3 protein-coding genes are annotated in these 2,590 nt (G+C 74.1%); 2 read left to right on the top strand and 1 reads right to left on the bottom strand.

The window, feature by feature from the left end:
* Nucleotides 1–537 (top strand): peptide-methionine (S)-S-oxide reductase MsrA (gene msrA, locus Q0112_RS13970; RefSeq protein ID WP_297976284.1); only part of this gene is annotated, 537 nt, incomplete at its 5' end.
* Between the two features lie 78 nt (nt 538–615).
* Here msrA and Q0112_RS13975 read toward each other — a convergent pair.
* Entirely contained in the window at nt 616–2,118 is a 1,503-nt protein-coding gene (locus Q0112_RS13975) for a YifB family Mg chelatase-like AAA ATPase (RefSeq protein ID WP_297976286.1), read from the bottom strand.
* 139 nt (nt 2,119–2,257) lie between these two features.
* Between Q0112_RS13975 and Q0112_RS13980 the strand changes: the two genes are divergently transcribed.
* Nucleotides 2,258–2,590 (top strand): hypothetical protein (locus Q0112_RS13980; RefSeq protein WP_297976287.1); only part of this gene is annotated, 333 nt, incomplete at its 3' end.

Below are 2,590 nucleotides of genomic sequence, written 5' to 3' on the forward strand. Positions count from 1 at the left end.
TGGGGGGTGCAGGGGGTCTTCCAGCACGTGAAGGGCGTCACCGGCGCGGTCTCCGGCTATGCCGGCGGCGCGGCGGAGACGGCGCGCTACCGGGTGGTCGGCTCGGGGCGGACCGGGCATGCCGAGGCGGTGGCGGTCAGCTTCGACCCGGCCGAGATCAGCTACGGCGAGATCCTCCAGGTCTATTTCTCGGTCGCGCACGACCCGACCCAGCTTGACCGGCAGGGGCCGGACGTCGGGACGCAGTACCGCTCGACGATCTTCCCGCAGGACGCGGAGCAGGCGAGGGTGGCCGCGGCCTACATCGCGCAGCTCGACGCGGCCGGGGTCTACGGCGCGCCGATCGCGACGACGATCGAGCCGGGGCGGCCCTTCTACCGCGCCGAGGACTACCATCAGGACTATATGACGCTGAACCCGACGGCCCCCTACATCGTCTACAACGACCTGCCCAAGGTCGAGAATCTCGAGCGGCTCTTCCCGGAGGTCTGGCGCGCCGATCCGGTGCTGGTGTCGGAGGCCGAGGCCTCCTACTGAGGCCCCGGCCAGCGGCCGGCACACTCCCGCCCGCCCACCCCGCGCGCCGGCCGCTGGCCTCGTCGCGGGGAAGGGAGTCTAAAGAGCGAGCCGGTAGCCCGCGGCCTCGGCGACATGCGGTTTCTCGACCGTCGCGGAGCCTTCGAGGTCGGCGATGGTGCGGGCGACGCGCAGCACGCGGTGGTAGCCGCGGGCGCTGAGGCGGAAGCGGGCGGCGACCTCGGTGACCAGCTTCGCGGCTCCGTCGCTCAGCGCCACCACCGCCTCGAGGAGATCGCCCTCGGCGTCGGCGTTGACGGCGGTGCCGGGGCTCGCGGCGTAGCGTTCGCGCTGTATCGCTCGTGCAGCGGCAACCCGCGCGGCGACAGAGGCGCTCGTCTCGCCGCTGCGCGGCAGGGCGAGGTCCTCGACCGTGACCTGGGGGACGTCGACGCGCAGGTCGAAGCGGTCCATGAGCGGGCCGGAGATGCGCCCGAGGTAGTCGGCGCCGCACTCGGGGACGCGGGCGCAAGCGCGGGCGGGGTCGGCGAGGTGGCCGCAGCGGCAGGGGTTGGCGGCCGCCACCAGCATGAAACGGCAGGGGTAGCGGACGTGGGCGTTGGCGCGGGCGACCACCACGTCGCCGGTCTCGATCGGCTGGCGCAGCGTCTCGAGGACAGTGCGCGGGAATTCCGGCAGCTCGTCGAGGAAGAGGACGCCGTGGTGGGCGAGGCTGATCTCGCCCGGCTTGGCGCCGCGGCCGCCGCCGACGATCGCCGCCATCGAGGCGGTATGGTGCGGGGTGCGGAAGGGCCTCGCGCGGGAGATGCCGCCCTCGTCGAGCAGGCCAGCGAGCGAGTGGATCATCGAGGTCTCGAGCGCCTCCTCGGGCTCGAGCGGCGGCAGGATGCCGGGGAGGCGGGCGGCCAGCATCGACTTGCCGCTGCCGGGCGGGCCGACCATGAGCAGGTGGTGGCGGCCGGCGGCGGCGATCTCGAGCGCGCGCTTGGCCTTCTCCTGGCCCTTCACCTCGGCGAGGTCCTTGTCGGCGGCGACATCGGGCACGGTGCCGGGCAGCGCCGGGGCGAGCGCGGCGCGGCCGGTGAAATGGTTGACGAGGGTGAGGAGGGTCTTGGGGGCGATCACCTCGACCGCGCCGACCCAGGCCGCCTCGGCGCCGCAGGCGGCCGGGCAGACGAGGCCGCAGTCGGCCTCGGCGGCGGCCAGCGCGGCGGGGAGCGCGCCGATGACCGGGACGAGCGTGCCGTCGAGGGAGAGTTCGCCCAGCGCCACCTGCGCGGCCACCTCGTCGAGCGGCAGCACCTCCATCGCGGCGAGGAGGGCGAGGGCGATCGGCAGATCGAAGTGCGAGCCCTCCTTGGGCAGGTCGGCGGGGGAGAGGTTGACGGTGATCCGCTTGGCCGGCAGCGCGAGGCCCATCGCGGTCATCGCCGCGCGCACCCGCTCCTTGGCCTCGGAGACCGCCTTGTCGGGCAGGCCGACAAGGTTGAAGGCGGGCAGGCCGGCGGCGATCGCGCACTGCACCTCGACGAGGCGCGCCTCCACGCCCTGGAATGCCACCGTGTAGGCGCGCGCGACCATCTTCCCTGCCCGGATTCCGCCGCCGCCACCCTTCGCCGCCGACCCTTGCGTTTCGGTTAACCGAACCTTGCGCGCGGGCTTTGCCCGGCGGCGCCGATGCCGCACCCTTGTCGGGGGCGAGTCGTGGGGAGGGCAGGGGATGGACGGCCCCGATCCGTTTCCGGACATGGATCTGCGCGCGGAGGAGCTGATCCGCCTCGCCAACCACTACCGGGGGGCGGCCAACGACCTCAGGCGGCTCAGCGAGGAGAAGGGCCCGTCGCGGGTCGCGCCCTGCCGGCTCTGCGCCGTGCAGGCGATCGAGCTCTATCTCGCCGCCTTCCTGCTGCAGCGCGGGCATCCGCCCGAGTGCCTGCGCGCGGCCGAGCACGATCTCGCGCAGCGCGCGGCGCTGGCCAGCGCCGGCGGCCTCGCGCTCCGGCGGCGCACCGCCATTCACCTCGCCACCATGACCGCGCGCCGCGAGCACCTC

Origin of the sequence: uncultured Amaricoccus sp. (genome assembly GCF_937858865.1) — a bacterium.
Taxonomy (GTDB): domain Bacteria; phylum Pseudomonadota; class Alphaproteobacteria; order Rhodobacterales; family Rhodobacteraceae; genus Amaricoccus.

Bases quoted from the DNA above. Each gene is read 5' to 3' on its own strand.
- Q0112_RS13975 (WP_297976286.1), bottom strand. From the start codon at position 2,118: ATGGTCGCGCGCGCCTACACGGTGGCATTCCAGGGCGTGGAGGCGCGC.